The sequence below is a fragment of the Thermotoga sp. Mc24 genome (assembly GCF_000784835.1).
Taxonomy (GTDB): Bacteria; Thermotogota; Thermotogae; order Thermotogales; family Thermotogaceae; genus Thermotoga.
In genome coordinates, this window is sequence record NZ_JSFH01000009.1 from 289,153 (window position 1) to 306,738 (window position 17,586).

Genomic DNA, 17,586 nt, shown 5'->3' on the forward strand with positions numbered 1-17,586 from the left:
ACAATGCCCACTTACACATTCAGATGCAAGAAATGTGGAGAAGAATACACAGTGTTCACCTCTTACAGCAAAATAGACGAGTTGAGATGTTCTAAGTGTAACTCAAAGGAGAAGGAAAGAGTGTACAGGAAGATTTCCTTCTCCGTTCAGGGTGGTTCCTCTTCCTCCTCATGTGGTGGAAGCTGTGGAGGGTGTTCGGGCTGTAGCTAAATATCCTCTTCACCCTCTACTACTTTTCTGATTCTTTTTTCCAGTTCTTCTTCGTAATCTATCTGAATCTTCTCGTACACATCGTTCATGAGCGGTGAGGAGATCAAAAAGTCCGCTGTGGATCTTGTGATGGCAACGGGGAGGTTGTACACCGTGGCTATTCTGATGAGTGCTTTCACATCCACATCGTGTGCCTGTGGTTCCAAAGGATCCCAGAAGAATATGAGCACGTCTATCTTTCCTTCGGCGATCATCGCACCGATCTGCTGATCTCCACCGAGAGGCCCGCTTTTCAGTCGGTGTACTTTGAGACCGAGTTTTTCCTGAAGGAGAGCACCGGTTGTGCCCGTAGCGTAAAGCTCGTGTTTGGAGAGCGTTCCAAGGTTGAAACTCACCCATTCAAGAAGATCTCTCTTTCTCCTATCGTGAGCGATGAGAGCGATCCTTTTCTTTTTATCCATGAATATCTTGTACCTTCTTGGTCTGTCAGACATTCTCTCTCCTCCTCTTTTTGCTGAATTTATTCATGTACATTCTTTCATCTGCGATCTTCAGGAGTTCTTCTATGCTTTCTCCGTCGTCGGGAAACACGCTGATACCATAACTGAAATTCACAGAAAACAACTCCCCATCCACCGAAACAGGCTCTCTAAAGTGCTCTTCCATTCTTTTCATGAGAATTTCTGCTCCTGCTCGATCCGTTTCAGGGAGTATGATACCGAATTCATCACCCCCGATTCTACCAACTACATCCGATTTTCTCAGAAGTGAGGTGAGTCTATTTACAAACTCCTTCAAAACCCGATCTCCAACCAAGTGGCCCTTTGAATCGTTTATACGCTTGAAATCGTCAAGATCGATGAAGACGAAGGAGAGTTTTCTGCTGTACCTTTTTGAAAGGTTGATGAGGTAAGCGAGTCTGCTTTCGAACGCTTCTCGATTGTACACACCCGTTAAGGAATCGCGTTCTGCAAGCCAGAGGATCCTTTCCTCTCCCTTCAATTTCCAGTAGATGAGTTCCAAGTGGTTTTTCAAGAGTCTGGTCATCTCAAAAAGTCTCTCATCGGCTTTTCTACAGCCAACGATAAGCACGGCGAAGATTTCCGTTTCATACTCAAGAGGAATTCTCAACATTCCGTTTTCACAATCTATGTCTTCTGGTATCTTAGGTAGAATCTCTTCGAAAGAACCGTTGAGAGAGGCTGTCAGAACGAAATTCCCGTTCTTTTTTTCGTATAGAGCCACACTCTTTGAACCGAATACTTCGCCGAGTGGAGAAAGATACTGTCTGAACACGAAATCGTTCCATCCGAGCGATAAAAGATTCTTTGAAAGATCCAAGAGAAGCTGATAGAATTTTTTGTCTTTTTCCAGAGATGTGAGATTTTCTTTCAACTCGGTGATGTCAAGACCAGTTACCATTACTCTATTTTCTTCGAGGGGTATGAACACCCATCTTATGATTCTTCCATCTATTCTACCTTCGTGCACCATTTTTTCTTTGAACGATCTTTCAAAAATTTCGTGAGGAAAACTTCCGGAGAACATGTCGAACCAGTTTTTGTTCAGAAGGTGTTCTCTGTTCACTCCCAGAAGTTTACAGCCTGTTTCGTTCACATCTTCAATCGTTCCATCTTCTCTCAGGATGACGCTCAAAACGGGAGTGTTGTTGAAATAAGCGAGGAATCTTTTTCTTTCTCTTCTGATCTGGTCCTCTATTTTCTTTATATCATCGATGGGACGAGCGATCTCTTGAATCATAGCGAGTTTCTTTCCTTCATATACTGGAATCAACTTGCTTTCACATATAACGGTTCTCCCATCCTTTGAAAGAAATTCTCTTTCCAGACTCTTTATCCCATCGTGTGAGAAATTCTCGATTTGAAACAAAAATCTTTCTTCAACTGAACCGGAGATCTCCTCTATGGTTTTTCCGAGAAGGTCAGTACGGGTGTACCCCAGGAACTTCTCGACGGCTTGATTCACTTCAACAATCTTTCCAGATGGATCGTAGTAGATCACCATGTCGTTGTTTTCTTCGAAGAGTCCTTTGAACATCAGGATTAATCTCTTCAGTTTTAAAAGTACCCTAGAAATTCCAATCAAAATCAGGAGGGAACCGAACACGTAAAATATCGATTTAACGGGATAGAACAAAGGCGGATAAACAAAGAAAAATTCCAGAAAATTTATCAGCGCTCCAAAAAACAGAGAAGCGCTTCCGAAAAGAACCACATACGATCCCGTCAGGGAAAACAGGGCGTTCAGCAAGAAAGATCCGAGAAGAAAAAGAACTCTGGGAAGGACAATTTCCCAGTGAGTCGCTAAGTGAATTTTAAGAGGGGTGCCGATCAAGAAAGAATAAATGATCAGAAGGGCGGTGCCCGCGAGGAGCACCTGCCAGACGAGTTTTTTCATTTGACCCCTACCAGCTCCTTGTGGACTTTTTTCAAAAGGTTCGGTATGTCGAGCTTTTGCGGACACTTACTGAGGCATTCACCACATTCAACACAGAAGGAAGCGGCGGATTTTTGACTCTCGAACCATCTGTACGTTCCTCTTCCACCTTCCCAATCTTCGAACATGATGGTTTCGTTGTACAGACGGAAGTTTCCGGGTATATCCACACCGTTCGGACACGGCATACAGTATCCACACTGAGTACAGTTTATCACAGCGAAAGATTCGAGGGTTCTTCTTATCTCTTCTATCATCTTCATGTCTTCGTCTGTGAGATTGCCGGGAGTGATCTTGCTCATGATCTCTATGTTTTGTTTCACCTGTTCGAGGGTGCTCATTCCACTCAGTATGGTGGAAACTTCCGGGTGATGTCCAAGCCATCTAAAACTCAGTTCCACTGGAGACCAGTTTCTGTTGTATTTCCTTAGAATTTTCATGACCTTCTCTGGAAGTCTCGCGAGCTTTCCACCTTTGAGCGGTTCCATGATCACAACGGCAAGTCCTTTTGATCCAGCGTATTTCAATCCTCTCAGCCCTGCCTGGTAGTTCACGTCCATGTAGTTGAGCTGTATCTGACAGAAGTCCCAGTCGTACCCATCGACGATTTCTTTAAAAACTGGATAGCCGTCGTGGAACGAAAAGCCCGCGAATCTTATCTTTCCATTTGCTTTCGCTTTCTCGAAGAAATCAAAGAATCTCAGATTCCTGATTTTTTCCCATCTTTCTTTGTTCAGAGCGTGCATGAGGTACATATCAACGTGATCCGTCTGGAGCTTCTCCAGCTGTTCATCAAGGATCTTCTCGAAATCTTCGTGTTTTTCCACTTTCCAGACGGGAGACTTGGTTGCAAGGAACACCCTCTCGCGGTATCCGTCTTTCAGTGCTTTCCCCACGATTCTTTCACTGTTTCCTCCGTGGTAAGGATAGGCAGTGTCAACGTAGTTCACGCCGTGATCGATGGCGTACCGGATCATTTCGATGGCTTTCTCTTCATCGATATTCGAGTGATCCTCTCCAATAACGGGAAGTCGCATGGCTCCAAAACCAAGGAGCGACGTCTTCACTCCGGTTTTTCCGAAATCCCTGTACTGCATATTTTCACCTCCTTGCAGTTATCAATTTTATCACTCTATGATGATAAAATCTAACGTGTGGGAGGGGATCGGTTTGAGACTGAAAAAACTATACTTAAAGGGTTTTAAATCCTTTGGAAGACCTTCCCTGATAGGTTTCTCCGATCGTGTAACCGCTATCGTTGGCCCCAACGGTAGTGGAAAATCTAACATCATAGATGCTATAAAATGGGTGTTCGGTGAACAGTCGAAGAAAGAGCTCCGCGCGAGTGAAAAGTTCGATATGATCTTTGCGGGATCAGAGAACCTTCCACCCGCTGGTTCTGCCTACGTGGAACTCGTCTTTGAAGAGAACGGAGAAGAAATAACCGTGGCCCGTGAATTGAAGAGAACAGGAGAGAACACTTACTACCTCAACGGAAACCCGGTCAGATTGAAAGACATCAGAGATCGCTTTGCAGGTACCGGTCTTGGAGTGGACTTCTACTCCATTGTGGGACAGGGACAGATAGATAGAATTGTTAATGCCTCTCCAGAAGAATTGAGGTTGCTGCTGGAAGAGGCTGCAGGGGTTTCCATATACAGGGAGAAGAAAAAGGAAACAGAGATGAACCTCGAAAGAACGAAGGTGAACCTCGACAGAGTGAAAGACGTTCTGTTCGAGCGTGAAAGGCAGATGAAATCTCTCTACCTCAAGGCCAAGCGTGCTGAAAGGTTCAGGGAATACACTGCTCAGATTGAAGAACTTCAAAGAATCTACTACGGAAACGCTTTGAAGAGAGAAAGGAAAAAACTGGAATTCTACCAGGAAGAAGAGAAGAAGACAAACGAGAAAATAAAGAATATCCAGAAAGAACTGGTGGAACTGGAGACGAAGTGGAGTACTCTGAGAAGTGAGTTCGGAGAGATGGACCAGGAGATAGAACGTTACACGAAGCTCCTCGAGGATTATAAAAAAAGACAGAATGATCTTGTGGAGATGAAAGGATTCTACTCTTCAAAGCTCGCAGACAGTGAAAACAAGTACGTGGAGTTATCCACCAGGCTCGACGAGCTGGAAAAGCGAAGAGAAGAGCACAAAAGACGTCTTGAAGAAATGGAGTACATATTCAAGGGAGTGACAGGAGAATACGAGAAAAAGGCAAAAGAACTCGAAGCGTTCGAAAAAGAAAAAGAAAATCTTCTCTCAAGATTCAGTGAGAAAGAGAAAGAATTTCTGAAAGTCAGGGACGAGATCTCCAGGTTAGAAAAGCAGATACTCAAACTGGAGAGCGAGCTTTTGAGGATAGGAGAAACACTCGAGGACCTCGAAAAGAGAAGAAAAATAACGGAAAACCAGATACTGACAAGGAGAAGAGAACTCGAAGATAAGAAGAGCGAATTCAAAGAAATATCAAAGCGTGTGGAAGAATTCGATGAGAAAGAAAGAAAATTGACAGAAGAATTGAACACTGTTCGTGAGAGATTGGAAGAGGTCGAGAAAGAAATCAGAAAAATCACCTCGGAAATAGACGTGAAGGAGAGAAGACTGAGAGAGATCCTGTTCGAAAAAGAAATGATCGAGCGTGACATGAGAGAGTACAAGGGATTCTCACGGGCCGTGAGAGCAGTTTTCGAGGAAAAGGAGCGCTTTCCCGGACTCGTTGATGTAGTCTCGAACCTGATAGAGGTGGATGAAAAGTACTCCCTCGCTGTGAGTGTACTTCTCGGTGGGATGGCTCAGAACATCGTGGTGAGAAACGTAGATACAGCGAAGGCGATCGTGGAGTTTCTGAAGCGGAACGAAGCAGGAAGAGTGACGATACTTCCACTCGATCTGATAGACGGTTCTTTCAACAGGATATCCGGACTGGAAAAAGAGAAAGGGTTTGTGGGGTACGCCGTTGACTTGGTGAAACTTCCTTCAGATCTCGAGGTTCTTGGAGGATTTCTCTTTGGGAATTCCGTAGTGGTGGAAACACTCGACGATGCGATCAGGATGAAGAAAGAATACCAGCTGAACACCAGAATCGCTACCCTCGATGGTGAACTCATAAGCGGAAGAGGGGCTATAACAGGAGGAAAGGAAGAAAGATCGATCAACGTGTTTGAAAGACACATAAAACTGAAGCATCTGGAGCAGGAAATGGAAGAAACAGAGAGACAAATCGCAGAAAATAGGGATGAACTGGCCAGTCTGAAGACAGAACAGGAAAACCTGCGAAACCAGGAAACGCTCGTCCAGAGGGAGCTGTTCGAACTCTCCAGGAAATCGTCTTCGACCAAGACTGTTCTGTCCGAGATCCTGAGAACCATCAATCAGCTTCAAGAAGAAGTGGAAAATCTGGAGAAGCTCCTGGTTGAGTACAGAGCAAAAGAAGAAGGACTGAACGCGAGAAGAGAAAAGATCTTCGAGGAAATCGACGAACTGAAACAGAACAGAGAAGACCTTCAAAAATCGTTGGCCGAATACTCCGAAGAACTCGAGAAAGAAAAGAGGATCCTCGATGAACTCAACGAAAAGATTTTCACACTCAGAGCAGAGGTTGGAAATCTCCTGGAAACAAAAGATCGATACGAAAAGGAAATGCGAGACACAAGAAAAACGATAGAACGAATTGCTCGGGAAACGGAAGACATAAAGTTGCAGATGACGAGCCTTGAAGAGGAAATGGAAAACTACAGAAAGTTCATAAGAGAACACGAAAGAGAAATCGAGCACTTGAAGAAAGAAATGGACAATGTGTTCGAAGCCATGAAACTCCACAGATCAGGTAAAGAAGAGAAGATGCGAGAACTTCAAGAAGTGGAAAACAGAATGAACGAACTGAAGGAAGAAAAGGAAGGACTGAGAAACCACCTCCATCAGATAGATCTGGCTCTCCAGGAGACCAGGTTAAAGATAGCGAATCTTCTGGAGGAGTTTTCCGGAAACGAAGAAGATGTAGAGGAACTCGGTGAGGAAAAGCTCGAGGAGATCTATAGACAGATAAAAGATTTGGAAAACAAAATAAAGTACCTCGGCCCCGTCGATCTCACGGCGATAGACGAGTACGAAAAACTCCGCGAAGAGTACGAAGAAATACTGAAACAGAAAGAAGATCTCGAGGAAGCGAAACGAAAACTCGAAGAGATCATAGAAAAAACGGATCGAGAAGCAGAGAGTTTACTCTTCGACGTTTACCAGAGAGTGAACGAAAGCTTCAACAGGTTCATTTCTCTTCTCTTCTTCGGTGGTGAGGGAAGGCTCAACATCGTTTCTGAAGCCAAAAGTATTCTCGACGCGGGTTTTGAAATATCCATAAGAAAACCGGGAAGAAGAGATCAGAAACTGAGCCTTCTTTCGGGTGGTGAGAAGGCGCTCGTGGGATTGGCTCTGCTTTTCGCCCTCATGGAGATAAAACCGAGCCCCTTCTACGTGCTCGACGAGGTTGATTCTCCTCTCGATGACTACAACGCTGAAAGATTCAAGAGGCTCCTCAAAGAGAACTCGAAGCACACCCAGTTCATCGTGATCACGCACAATAAAATCGTGATGGAAGCTGCCGATCTTCTACATGGGGTGACCATGGTAAACGGTGTGTCGGCCATCGTTCCGGTAGAAGTGGAGAAAATACTGGAGGTGTAAAGGTGAAGTTCTACGAAGAGAGAATCGAGAGCAAAAGAGTCTTCGAAGGAAAGATGATAAGTGTGAGGGTAGACCATGTGAGGCTTCCAGATGGCAAAGTGTCCACCCGTGAAGTGGTGGATCATCCCGGTGCTGTGGTGATCGTTCCTGTGCTCGGTGAGAAGATTCTTTTCGTTGAACAGTACAGGTATCCAATCGAGCAGGTCCTTCTGGAGCTTCCCGCGGGAAAGATGGATCCCGCAGAGTCTCCTGAAGAGTGTGCAGAAAGAGAGCTCGAGGAGGAAACTGGCTACAGGGCGAAGAAGCTTTCTTATCTCGGAAAGATCTTCACCACGCCGGGTTTCACCACGGAAGTGATACACATATTCGCTGCCGAAGACCTGGAAAAGACCACTCAGAACACAGATCCGGATGAGTTCATTGAAGTTAAGGAATTACACATCGAAGAGGTACTTTCTCTGCTCAGGAACGCGGAGATAGAAGATTCCAAAACCATCTGTGCGCTAACACGGTTTTTCTTTGCGAAAGGAGTGATTCGATGAAGGTGATCGTGAACGGTGAGGAGATAGTCGTTGAAGGGGTCCAGACTTTGGGAGAACTTCTCAATCGAGTGAGAGAAAACAAAGAGAATCTCGTTGTGAAAAGAATAGTTATAGACCAAGAAGAACAGCCTCTCTCCAGACTGGAAGACTTGAAGCAGATGGAAATAAACGAGGAAATGGAAATCGAACTGGAACTCTCTCCATTGAGGGATTTTCTCCTCGAAACAATTGAAGAGGTGCTCAGGTACATAGAACGGGTGAAACCTCTCCTTAGTAAGGTGGCAGACGCAGTTGTTGCTGGAACCACAGAGGGATACAGGAGTATAAACGATCTCGCCGAAGGACTGAACGCGATGGAGAACGTTCGTATGAACACCGTAAGAATCACCGGGATCAATTCGAAAGAACTCGGACTGAAAGTTGAAGAGGAGAACCTGGTTCGTATCCTCACAGACTTTGTGAACGCTCTTCAAAGTAAAGATCTGGTGAAAATAGCGGATCTTATAGATGGGGAGCTCAAGGACGTCTTTGGATACTATGAAGAGTTCTTCAGAAGAGTTGAAGAGTTGCTTCAGAAAGAACCGTCCTGAGAGGTGAAAAGATGAAGGAAAACACCTATCTTGAAAAGATGGTGATGACCGCAAGTCCCGCTAAGCTCGTTCAGATGCTCTACGAGAAGGCGATAGAAGTTTTGAAAGAGGCCGAGAATTTGTTGGCCGATAAAAAATTCGTTGAGTTCAACGAGAAAGTGACGAGGGCACAGGACATCATCACCGAGCTCAACCTTTCCCTCGACATGGAAAAGGGTGGGACGATCGCACAGAACCTGAGAGCCCTTTACAACTACATGTTCCAGAGGCTTGTTGAGGGGAACGTGAAAAAAGATGTGGAAAAAATCAAGGAAGTTCGTGGAATGCTCGAAGAACTGCTCGAAGTTTGGAAAGAAGCCGTGAAGAAGGCGGGAAACGTGACTCCTCCCGAAAAAAAGCAAGGGGGGTTGAATCTCATGGGGTGACCATAAAGAAAGCGAGTGAAGTTTCTGTGATAGATCTTGTGAACCTCGTGAATGAGATTTTCAGGGATTATGCGGTACCCGTGAACTGGGATGTTTACAACTTCAACCTCGATGTGAGAGAAAATTCGATCTCTCTTGACGATTCTTTCGTGTTTTTTGAAGATGGAGTTCCGGTGGGATTCATCCTCCTATGCATAAGGAAAGACAGAGGTAGAATAGACTCCATGGGAGTGATCAAACCGAAAAGAGGAACAGGCCTCGCAGATATGATCTTGAAGCATGCGCTGGAACATCTCATGTGGAAAGGTGTAAAGAGCGTTGTTCTCGAAGTTGTAGCGGATGATCAAAGAGCGGTTCGATTTTACGAGAAGAATGGTTTCAAAAAGAAAAGGGAGCTCTACAGTTATTTCTTTGACAGGAGGATAGATGGAACGGGTACGGTGAAGTTCTTCGAAACGGACGAGAAAAGGATCCATATGTACGCCCTCAAGGCGAGAACGGATTTTAAAAGAAACCCGAACTGGCAAAGGGAGTGTACCACTCTCCTTCTTGCGGATGGGCGATATCGAATGGAGAGAGCAAGCTGGAGAGAGGGAGAAGGGTACCTGGTCTGGGGTGAGACTTCCCAGAGTGTCTACATAGTGGACGCTTTTGCCCTGCGTGGAAGCATGGACGAGTTCATCAGAGAGTGTGTGGATCATATACAAAAAGAGAGCGGAAAAACTACTGTGACATGCACAGCAGTGCCCGAAGATGATCCTCTTTCTCGTTCATTCGAAATGAATGGCTTCCAGAGAGTTCTCGTACAGTACGAAATGGAGTTGAAATTGAGTTGAAAAAAGGAGTTCTATTCGATTTAGACGGGACGATTTTGGATTTTGAAAAGAGCGAAGATCAGGCTCTGAAAAGAACGTTCTTGAAGTACGGAATTCCTCTCACCGAGGAACAGGTGTTTTTGTACAGAGAAATAAACAGAAAGTGGTGGAGGTTACTCGCAGAAGGCAAGGTATCGAAAGACGTCGTTGTTATAGCCAGGTTCGAAGAATTTCTGAAAACGCTGGACCTTCCGCTGGATCTGGGAGAGGTTGCAAAAGATTACCTGGAGTTTCTCTCTGAAGAGGCCTATTTCCTTCTAGGTGCAGAAGAATTCCTCGAAAAGCTGAAGAAGAAAGATCTCCGAATGGCTGTTGTGACGAACGGAGTCAAATTCGTTCAGGAGAAAAGAAGCAGGAAACTGAGACTCGATAGATTCTTCGATTTCGTTCTCACTTCCGAAGAAGCGGGAGTTGAAAAACCAGATCCTCGCATTTTCTGGATGGCACTCGAGAGAATGAAATTGAAAAAAGAAGAAGTCCTCTACGTGGGGGACGACCTCAACAGTGATCTCGAGGGTGCCAGGAGCACCGGAATAGATTTCGTACTCTTCTCACCTGAAGGTGATTCCTCTGGAGATTTCCCGGTTGCAAGAAATTTCGAAGAACTGGGGAAGATCGTAGAAGAGTTTCTATGAGATTCGTAAAGTAAAAAACCCCGCCGGGTGGCGGGGAAAATCATACCTTCAGTATTTCTTTTCATACCTTCAGTATTTCTTTTATGTCCTTTTCCGGTTCCGAGATCGTCTTCAATCCGAACTCTGCGGTGAGTACTTTCAGAATGTCCTCGTTCACCCACGCGGGAAGAACGGGTCCAACGTATATGTTCTTCAGACCGAGCGCGAGAAGTGTCCACAGGATCGCAACTGCCTTCTGTTCCATCCAGGTGAGAACGAGCGTGAGAGGAAGATCTGTGACTTCCACACCGAAAACTTTCGCGAGTGCTTGGGCGATTTCTATCGCCACGATCGTGTCGTTACACTGTCCCACATCGATGAGTCTCGGAATGCCTTCTATGTCTCCAAGATCGAGGTCGTTTATCCTGAACTTCCCACATGCGAGTGTGATCACAACGGTTTCCTTAGGGAGTTTCTGAACGAACTCTCTGTAGTACTCGTTCCTCTTGAACGGTACATCGCATCCTCCTACGACGAGGAAGTGTTTTATCTTCCCAGCCTCCACGAGTTCTTTTATTCTGTCTGCAAGAGAGACCACTGCGGACGTGGAAAATCCTGTTCTGAGTTTGTAACTTCCCGGCTTTTCTTCAAGATCTGGCAAGCTCTTTGCCTTCTCTATCACCTCGGTGTAGTCGTATCCATCTATGTGTTTCACACCGGGGAGTCTTGCGATGCTTGTTGTGAACATCCTGTCTCTGTACGATTCAGAGGGAATCAAGACACAGTTTGAAGTTCCCAGGATGGCAACGGGGTACTCTGCGAACAGCTTTCTTTGATCGTACCAGGCTTTTCCTAAGTTCCCCACGAGATTCTTGTACTTTCTCAGACCGGGGTATCCGTGCGCTGGGAGCATCTCGGAGTGTGTGTAAACGTAGACGTTTGTTCCTTCGACCTGTTTCAGGAGTTCTTCGAGGGCTTTCAGGTTGTGACCTGTCACGATGATTCCCTTTCCTTTCTTCGTTCCAGTTTCCACCTCGACAGGAGTGGGTTCTCCGTAAGTTTCGATGTGTGCCTTCTTCAGAAGCTGCATCGCTCTCAGATTCATTCGGCCCGCCTCGAGTGCGTACTCCACAAAGGACTGTGCGTCGAAATTTACGTTGGTGAGAGTACTGTAGAGTGCTTCATCGAGGAAACCTGCGATCTCGGGATCATCGTAACCGAGTTCTCTCGCGTGGTAGTAGTAGGCGGAGATCCCTTTTATGGCAAAGACGAGGTTGTCTTGGAGCCTTGCAACCGTCGGACTCTTTCCACAAACACCGTACTCTGTACAACCAGTACCATTCGCAGCCTGTGAACACTGATAACAGAACATCTGCATGCTTTTCCCTCCTTTTTCTGGGTTTTCCACCATGAAGTATAATTAGGTTGGGATAATCCTGTCTGTAACAATTGTTACGAGGTGAGAGAATGGATCTGAAAAAACTGCTCCCATGTGGGAGAATAATCGTGTTCAAAAAAGGTGAAATCGTGAAATACCAGGATGAACCGATAGAAGACGTGCTTGTTCTCTTGGAAGGAACTTTGAAAACGGAACATGTCTCCGAAAACGGAAGAACCCTTGAGATCGATGAAATAAAACCCGTTCAGATCATCGCATCTGGTTTCATCTTCTCCAGCGAACCTAGATTCCCGGTGAACGTGGTGGCAGGAGAGGATTCAAAGATCCTCTCAATACCAAAAGAGGTTTTTCTCGATCTTCTGATGAAAGACAAAGAGCTTCTTCTTTTCTTTTTGAAAGACGTATCGGAACACTTCAGGGTAGTTTCTGAGAAGCTCTTTTTCCTCACCATGAAGACGCTCAGAGAAAAAGTGTTGAACTTCCTGGTGCATCACATGAACGAAGAGAGAGAATTGATACTCCCTGTCACCTTAGAAGAGCTCTCCAGACTTTTTGGTTGTGCCAGACCGGCGCTTTCGAGGGTCTTTCAGGAACTGGAGAGGGAAGGATACATAGAGAAACATGGAAGAAGGATAAAGGTTCTCAAAGATCCTCTCGAACATGATAGAATCTAAACAGAACAGGGAAGAGGGTGATAGGGATCAGGGGGATTGTTCTTTTCTTTCTGATTTTATCGATTTCGATTTTTTCTCAACCCCTTCGGATAGCCCTCGATGAGGACTACGCACCATTTTCTTTTTACGATGAAAACGGAAATCTTATCGGGATCTCCGTCGATTTCTGGAAGCTCTTTTCAGAAAAAACCGGTGTAGAAGTTGAGCTCGTGCCTGTGAAGTGGTACAAGGCGCAGGAATTGTTGACTGAAGGAAAGGTTGACGCGATCGATCAGATCTTTAAAACCCTCGAGAGAGAAGAAAACCTTTCTTTTTCCAGACCTGTCTTCGTAATGAATTCCTGTGTATTCTTCAGAAAAGCCCTTCCCATAAGAGATTTTTCGGACCTGTCCTCTTACGTTGTCGGCGCTCTCAAGGGAGAAGGTGTTGTGGAAACTCTTCGCAAGAAAAATCCGGATGTGGAGTTCGAGTTCTTCGACGATTATTCCTCCATTGTGAAGGCGTTGAAAGAGAGAAAGATATCGGTTTTCCTAGGTGATGATATAGTGGCAAGGTACTACCTTTCAAAGGGTGATCTCCTTTCTGAATTCCGAACTCTTCATCTTGAGACGAATTATCTCCATGTTGCTGTTTTGAAGGGTAACGAAAGTATCCTGTCGCTTATAAATTCTGGACTGAGCCGTATTTCCGAAAGAGAAAGAAATGAAATCATCAGAAACTATATACCGCTTGTCTTTGTGACACCTCCGTGGTTCTTGAGGGTAGTCTTTTATGGAATCGCAGCTTTCCTGGTAGTTTTTGGCATTGCCCTGACGTTCATCTATTTGTTGAGAAGAAAAGTTGAGGAAAGAACCCTTCAGCTGAAAGAGGCAAACGAAGAGTTGAAAGCCCAGAACGAAGAGATAGAAGCCCTCTATCAGGAGGTCTTTGCGAACCAGGAAGAACTCGAGAAGCTCTACGGTGAGATCAGAGAGCTCAACGAGAGGTTCAGAGAATCGGTGAGGAGAATGGCCAAACTGGTTTTCATCGAAGACAAATCCAGGTTCTCTTTCGAAATGGGGCAAATCGTGAAATACCTTCTGAACGCAAAAAAAATTGAGAGTAATTCTCGATGATCGTATACTTGAGAAAGTCGAAGGGACGGTATTTGAAATATCTCATTCAGGCGAAAAACACGGTTACATTGTGCTGGAAGACGACCTCAGCGAAGATGAAAAAGGAGTTCTCAAGTCGCTTCTAACCATCATTTCTGCCATATACACGTACAGAAAGTTGATAAGCAGAGAAAGGAAACTCTACAAAGACATTGTGAAAACTTGGGTGAAAGCACTGGAGTATTACGACTATTACACGAAAGGGCATTCAGAAGAGGTGGCCTATTACGCTGTTGAGATCGGAAAGATGTTTGACTTGGGCGATGAAAAGCTGGAAAAACTCTACTGGGCAGGCCTTCTACACGACATTGGAAAGATCTACGTACCCCAGGTTGTTTTGAACAAAACGAGCAAGCTTGATGAACATGAATTCGAACTGATAAAGATACATCCCGTCAAGGGATGCGAGCTGGTCAAGGAAATCGACGGCTTTGAGGATATTGCAATCTGGATAAGGCATCACCACGAAAGATGGGACGGAAAAGGGTACCCGGACGGTCTCAAAGGCGAAGAAATACCCTTCGAAGCCCGTGTTCTGTGTGTGGCGGATTCCTACCAGGCGATGAGAAGCAATAGACCCTACAAGAGAGAAAAAAGTGTCGAAGAATCGATTCAAGAGCTGAGAAGAAATGCGGGGCGACAGTTCGATTCTGCTATCGTGGAGAAATTCATAGAGTTCTTGGAAGGGGGAGGAGACCTTGGAACTGGGCATCGGGGATAAGAAAGCACTCGTTCTTGCGGCGAGCAGGGGTATTGGAAGAGCCGTGGCGAACGCTCTGAGTCAGGAAGGAGCGGAAGTTACCATCTGTGCGAGAAATGAAGAGCTTCTGAAAAGAAGTGGACACGGATACGTCGTCTGCGATCTCAGAAAGGATCTCAATCCGTTGTTCAAAAAGGTGAAAGAGGTGGACATTCTCGTTCTGAACACAGGAGGGCCAAAGGCAGGGTTCTTCGATGAACTTATGGATGAGGATTTCAAAGAAGCGATCGACAGCCTCTTTTTGAACATGATCAAAATCGTGAGAAACTATCTTCCAGCGATGAAAAAGAAGGGCTGGGGAAGGATCGTGGCCATCACCTCTTTTTCCGTGGTCTCACCGATAGAGAATCTCTACACATCCAATTCCGCGAGGATGGCCCTCACTGGATTTCTAAAAACACTCTCTTTCGAAGTGGCACCGTACGGTATCACGGTGAACTGTGTGGCACCAGGCTGGACGGAGACGGAGAGGGTGAAAGAACTTCTCGATGAGGGAAAGAGAAGGCAGGTGGAATCTCATATTCCCATGAAAAGAATGGCGAAACCTGAAGAGATAGCCAGTGTTGTGGTGTTCCTCTGTTCCGAAAAGGCCTCTTACTTAACAGGACAGACCATCGTCGTAGATGGCGGGCTTTCCAAATTTCCACTATAAGGAAAATGAGGGGCAGAAGCCCCTCGTCAGAGAACCTTTTTCCAGACAATCGGTATCTCGGGGAGGAACTTGATGGGAAGTCTGGGATGGTACGGTATCACTCTCACCGCGTAGAACCAACCGGGAGATCCAAGGTGACCGAGAACTCCATTGTTGTAAGTGTAAACAAATAGATCGTTCTTTTTCCTGTACCTTCTGATGTGTATCACTTTCCACACTTCAAGATCTTCCATTCCCTCTCCTCTTCCAGCCATAAGTTCGACCAACACATCATCAGGGGTGAGATCTCCCAGCCTCACAGTTACTTCCACACTTTTTGAATCTTCAAGAACAACGCGTTCTATGGATACATTTTCCCAGTTCTTGAGGATCCTTTCTTTCCAAGCACCGATTTTTTCGACGTTTTCTCTCCTCTCCAGCCATTCCCTGTTCAAAAGTCCCTTTATGTAGAATTTTTCCGTGTACTCTTTGAGCATTCGAGTGGTGCTGAATTTTGGAGCCACGCTCTTTATGCTTTCTTTCATCATGAGAACCCACTTTTCTCTATTTTCGTAGTAGGTAGGAATTATTTCGTTTTCGAGAAGTTCGTACAGGGCTTCAGCGTCCTTTGGATCATCCACTTCTGTTTCTGGAAGCACGCTTTCATCGCCTATCACCCATCCGTTTCTGCCGTTATATCCCTCAACCCACCAGCCATCGTACACGCTCGCGTTCAGAACACCGTTCGCTGCGGCTTTCATTCCGCTTGTTCCACTCGCTTCCATGGGTCTTCTTGGATTGTTCAACCACACATCAACACCAGACACCATGAGTCGAGCCATTCCGATGTCGTAATTTTCAAGTACGATGATTTTGTTCTTGAAATCAGGCATCTGTGAAACTTTGTAGATCCTTCTGAGAAATTCCTTTCCACCCTCGTCCCTCGGGTGGGCCTTTCCAGCGTACACAATGTAAACCGGCCTTTCGGGATTATTGACAATTCTCTTGAGTCTTTCCAGGTTACTGAAAAGAAGAACCGCCCTCTTGTAAGTTGCGAACCTTCTGGCAAATCCTATGATGAGTGCGTTTTCGCTGATCTCCGGCAGTGGCTCGTCGATTCCGAGTCTTTCGTTTCTTCTTTTAATGGACTCTCTTATGTAATCTATGAATCGCTTCTTTGCATTCAGATGCGCTTCCCAGAGTTCTTCATCGGGTATTCTGTCAACTCCGTACCATATTCCTTCGAGATCAGTGTGCTCCCTCCAGATTCTTCCGAGGTACCTGTCGAACAGTTTTCTCATCTCACGGTTGATCCAAGTTCCCATGTGAACACCATTCGTGATGCCTTCAATGGGGATCTCCTCCACCGGAACTCCCTTCCAGACATTTTTGAACATCCTTCTCGATACGTCAGCGTGAAGTTTGCTCACTCCGTTTATAAAGGAGGAGGTTCTCAAAGCAAGATACGTCATGTTGAAATTTCCGTCTTCGTCTCTTCCAAGGTTCATAAGCAGTTCTTTGGATTCGAATCCTTCGAAGAACTTTGTCAGCTTCTTTTCCACGAAATCGAACGGGAACCTGTCGTGACCTGCGGGGACGGGGGTGTGTGTCGTGAAAACTGTGGTCTGTCTGACGATCTCAAGGGCCTCGGTGAAGGAATATCCTTCTTCCATGTAGCTCTTTATCCTTTCGAGGGATGAAAAAGCGGGATGACCTTCGTTCAGGTGGATGACTCCAGGTTTTATCTTGAGAGTCTTCAGGAGTTTCATTCCACCAATGCCGAGCAGAATTTCCTGGGAAACTCTCACATCAGGCTCGGGATTGTAGAGATAGTCGCAGATCTTTCTGAATCTATCCTCGTTTTCCTCGAAGTCAGTGTCGAGAAGATACAGTTTCACCCTTCCGACCTGTACCTCGAACACACGCGCTTTTACAGTATCGTTGTCTATGGGTACTTCTACGATCACCTGGTTTCCGTCTTCATCCCTGAGAGGTTTCATCGGGAGTTCTTCGATGTCGTATTCTGGAAAGATCTCGATCTGTCTTCCGTCACTGTCTATCTGTTGAGTGAAATACCCGTGTTTGTAAAGAAGACCTACGGCTATGAGAGGAAGGCCAAGATCACTGGCTGATTTGAGGTGGTCTCCGGCAAGGATACCGAGTCCTCCGGAGTAGATCGGAAGTGCTTTCGTCAGTCCGTATTCCATACACATGTAAACTATCTTTTCGTCCCATTCGGGATAGTTCACGTTGAACCAGGTGTCTTCCCTTTCCATGTAGTCTGTGAATCTCTCGAGCGTCAGTTCGTAGAGAGCGATGAAGTCCTCGTCTTTCGATAGTTCTTCCAGTCTTTCCTTTGAGACTTCTCTCAGTATTTTGACGGGATTTCTGTGTTCCTCCCACTTTTCTGAATCGATCATTCTCCAGAGCCTCTGAGCAGGTCTGGACCAGCTCCACCAGAGGTTGTAGGCAAGGCTCTCGAGCTCTTTCAGGTTCTCGGGAAGTTTCTCCAGCACAATTTCTCCTCCTCTCAGAGAGGTTTCTTTCAGAAGTATTCTACGTTGATTATAAG

At 45.6% G+C, this 17,586-nt stretch carries 16 protein-coding genes; 11 read left to right on the forward strand and 5 right to left on the reverse strand.

Annotation, left to right across the window (positions count from 1 at the left end):
• The first annotated feature begins 3 nt into the window (after positions 1 to 3).
• Positions 4 to 210, forward strand: coding sequence for an FmdB family zinc ribbon protein (locus MC24_RS05635; RefSeq protein ID WP_038053350.1), 207 nt, complete (start codon positions 4 to 6; stop codon positions 208 to 210).
• On the opposite strand, the gene MC24_RS05640 is transcribed toward MC24_RS05635, so the two are convergent.
• Genes MC24_RS05640 through MC24_RS05650 form a run of 3 tightly spaced genes read right to left on the reverse strand, consistent with a single transcriptional unit; the run spans position 207 to position 3,764 of the window.
• On the reverse strand, positions 207 to 704 hold the full coding sequence (locus MC24_RS05640) for a methylglyoxal synthase (protein WP_038053353.1): 498 nt from the start codon (positions 702 to 704) through the stop codon (positions 207 to 209). The two genes, MC24_RS05635 and MC24_RS05640, sit on opposite strands and share 4 nt — an antisense overlap.
• The gene (locus MC24_RS05645) at positions 697 to 2,628 is read right to left on the reverse strand and encodes a sensor domain-containing diguanylate cyclase (RefSeq protein WP_038053356.1); all 1,932 of its coding nucleotides are present in this window, start codon (positions 2,626 to 2,628) and stop codon (positions 697 to 699) included. Before MC24_RS05645 ends, MC24_RS05640 begins: the two co-directional genes overlap by 8 nt.
• The gene (locus MC24_RS05650) at positions 2,625 to 3,764 is read right to left on the reverse strand and encodes an aldo/keto reductase (protein ID WP_038053358.1); all 1,140 of its coding nucleotides are present in this window, start codon (positions 3,762 to 3,764) and stop codon (positions 2,625 to 2,627) included. The genes MC24_RS05645 and MC24_RS05650 overlap by 4 nt, the downstream gene beginning before the upstream one ends.
• Positions 3,765 to 3,837: 73 nt before the next feature.
• On the opposite strand from MC24_RS05650, the gene smc reads away from it, so the two are divergent.
• The 6 genes from smc to MC24_RS05680 are packed head-to-tail and all read left to right on the forward strand — an operon-like array spanning position 3,838 to position 10,417.
• The gene (gene smc, locus MC24_RS05655; protein WP_038053361.1) at positions 3,838 to 7,350 is read left to right on the forward strand and encodes a chromosome segregation protein SMC; all 3,513 of its coding nucleotides are present in this window, start codon (positions 3,838 to 3,840) and stop codon (positions 7,348 to 7,350) included.
• A gap of 2 nt (positions 7,351 to 7,352) precedes the next feature.
• Positions 7,353 to 7,892: an NUDIX domain-containing protein gene (locus MC24_RS05660; RefSeq protein WP_038053366.1), complete on the forward strand. Its 540-nt coding sequence runs from the start codon at positions 7,353 to 7,355 to the stop codon at positions 7,890 to 7,892.
• Positions 7,889 to 8,482 (forward strand): hypothetical protein, encoded by a 594-nt coding sequence (locus MC24_RS05665; RefSeq protein ID WP_011943992.1) that lies wholly within the window; start codon positions 7,889 to 7,891, stop codon positions 8,480 to 8,482. Before MC24_RS05660 ends, MC24_RS05665 begins: the two co-directional genes overlap by 4 nt.
• A gap of 11 nt (positions 8,483 to 8,493) precedes the next feature.
• Positions 8,494 to 8,907, forward strand: coding sequence for a flagellar export chaperone FliS (gene fliS / locus MC24_RS05670; RefSeq protein ID WP_038053369.1), 414 nt, complete (start codon positions 8,494 to 8,496; stop codon positions 8,905 to 8,907).
• On the forward strand, positions 8,904 to 9,743 hold the full coding sequence (locus tag MC24_RS05675) for a GNAT family N-acetyltransferase (RefSeq protein WP_038053371.1): 840 nt from the start codon (positions 8,904 to 8,906) through the stop codon (positions 9,741 to 9,743). Before fliS ends, MC24_RS05675 begins: the two co-directional genes overlap by 4 nt.
• Positions 9,740 to 10,417 carry a YjjG family noncanonical pyrimidine nucleotidase gene (locus MC24_RS05680; protein ID WP_038053373.1) on the forward strand — a complete coding sequence of 226 codons (678 nt, stop codon included), beginning with the start codon at positions 9,740 to 9,742 and terminating at the stop codon, positions 10,415 to 10,417. Before MC24_RS05675 ends, MC24_RS05680 begins: the two co-directional genes overlap by 4 nt.
• Before the next feature lie 61 nt (positions 10,418 to 10,478).
• Here MC24_RS05680 and hcp read toward each other — a convergent pair whose 3' ends face one another.
• The gene (hcp, locus tag MC24_RS05685; RefSeq protein ID WP_038053378.1) at positions 10,479 to 11,774 is read right to left on the reverse strand and encodes a hydroxylamine reductase; all 1,296 of its coding nucleotides are present in this window, start codon (positions 11,772 to 11,774) and stop codon (positions 10,479 to 10,481) included.
• Positions 11,775 to 11,863: 89 nt separating this feature from the next.
• Here hcp and MC24_RS05690 point away from each other — a divergent pair, with 89 nt between their 5' ends.
• The 4 genes from MC24_RS05690 to MC24_RS05700 are packed head-to-tail and all read left to right on the forward strand — an operon-like array spanning position 11,864 to position 15,035.
• Entirely contained in the window at positions 11,864 to 12,469 is a 606-nt protein-coding gene (locus MC24_RS05690; RefSeq protein ID WP_038053382.1) for a Crp/Fnr family transcriptional regulator, read from the forward strand.
• 17 nt (positions 12,470 to 12,486) lie between these two features.
• Positions 12,487 to 13,584 carry a transporter substrate-binding domain-containing protein gene (locus MC24_RS09865; protein ID WP_235280323.1) on the forward strand — a complete coding sequence of 366 codons (1,098 nt, stop codon included), beginning with the start codon at positions 12,487 to 12,489 and terminating at the stop codon, positions 13,582 to 13,584.
• Positions 13,565 to 14,344, forward strand: a complete 780-nt coding sequence (locus MC24_RS09870; RefSeq protein WP_235280324.1) for an HD-GYP domain-containing protein — start codon at positions 13,565 to 13,567, stop codon at positions 14,342 to 14,344. Before MC24_RS09865 ends, MC24_RS09870 begins: the two co-directional genes overlap by 20 nt.
• Positions 14,322 to 15,035 (forward strand): SDR family oxidoreductase, encoded by a 714-nt coding sequence (locus MC24_RS05700; protein WP_038053385.1) that lies wholly within the window; start codon positions 14,322 to 14,324, stop codon positions 15,033 to 15,035. The genes MC24_RS09870 and MC24_RS05700 overlap by 23 nt, the downstream gene beginning before the upstream one ends.
• Before the next feature lie 26 nt (positions 15,036 to 15,061).
• Here the strand turns inward: MC24_RS05700 and malP are convergent, their stop codons facing one another.
• A complete protein-coding gene (malP, locus tag MC24_RS05705) occupies positions 15,062 to 17,530 on the reverse strand; it encodes a maltodextrin phosphorylase (protein WP_038053387.1) in 2,469 nt (822 codons plus the stop codon).
• Positions 17,531 to 17,586: the final 56 nt, after the last annotated feature.